The 858-nt window shown below is 60.5% G+C and carries 1 protein-coding gene; it reads left to right on the top strand.

Annotated elements, in window-relative coordinates:
• Positions 1–508 (top strand): flagellin (locus BRAS3809_RS09495; RefSeq protein ID WP_035655864.1); only part of this gene is annotated, 508 nt, incomplete at its 5' end.
• Between the last annotated feature and the right edge of the window lie 350 nt (positions 509–858).

The raw sequence follows: 858 nt of genomic DNA, 5'->3' as shown, positions 1-858 counted from the left end.
GGCGCAGCGCGCCAGCCTGGTCTCGCAGTACAACAACGTGCTGGCGCAGATCAACACGACCGCGGCGGATGCCTCGTTCAACGGCGTCAACCTGCTGAACGGCGACACGCTGAAGCTGACGTTCAACGAGAACGGCAAGTCGACGCTGTCGATCACCGGCGTGACCTTCAACACCGGCGGTCTCGGCCTGTCGAACCTGACCTCGGGCACCGACTTCCTCGACAACAACTCGGCGAACAAGGTGATCACGCTGCTGAACAGCGCGAGCTCCACGCTGCGGTCGGAAGCCTCGACGCTGGGTTCGAACCTGTCGGTGGTGCAGATCCGTCAGGACTTCAACAAGAACCTGATCAACGTGCTGCAGACCGGCTCGTCGAACCTGACGCTGGCCGACACCAACGAGGAAGCGGCCAACAGCCAGGCGCTGTCGACCCGCCAGTCGATCGCGGTGTCCGCGCTGTCGCTCGCCAACCAGTCGCAGGCCAGCGTGCTGCAGCTGCTGCGCTAAGGCTAAGGCGTTCTCACACAAACAGCGAAAGCGGCGGGGGAAACCCCGCCGCTTTTTTGCGCCTGGCCGGGGCGGGTCGCCCGTATCATTACGGCTTCCCGAGACGGGGGCGCCGGACGGAAGGAGATCGCAACCAGTCGTTAAGCAAGAAATTTAAAGTGCCATTAACCATGTTTTAAAAGTACCTGTACTAGAACCGCCTGGTGAATAACTAGGAAGGTTTCACAAACATGTCCGGTATCGTTCTTTCGGCTTCGGTTCGCCAAAACCTGCTGGCGCTGCAAAATACCGCATCGCTGCTGGCCACGACTCAAAACAACCTGGCCACCGGCAACAAGGTCAACACGGCG

This window comes from Bradyrhizobium sp. STM 3809, from assembly GCF_000239795.1.
In the GTDB taxonomy this organism is placed as follows: domain Bacteria; phylum Pseudomonadota; class Alphaproteobacteria; order Rhizobiales; family Xanthobacteraceae; genus Bradyrhizobium.
This window is presented reverse-complemented; position numbering and strand designations above follow the sequence as displayed.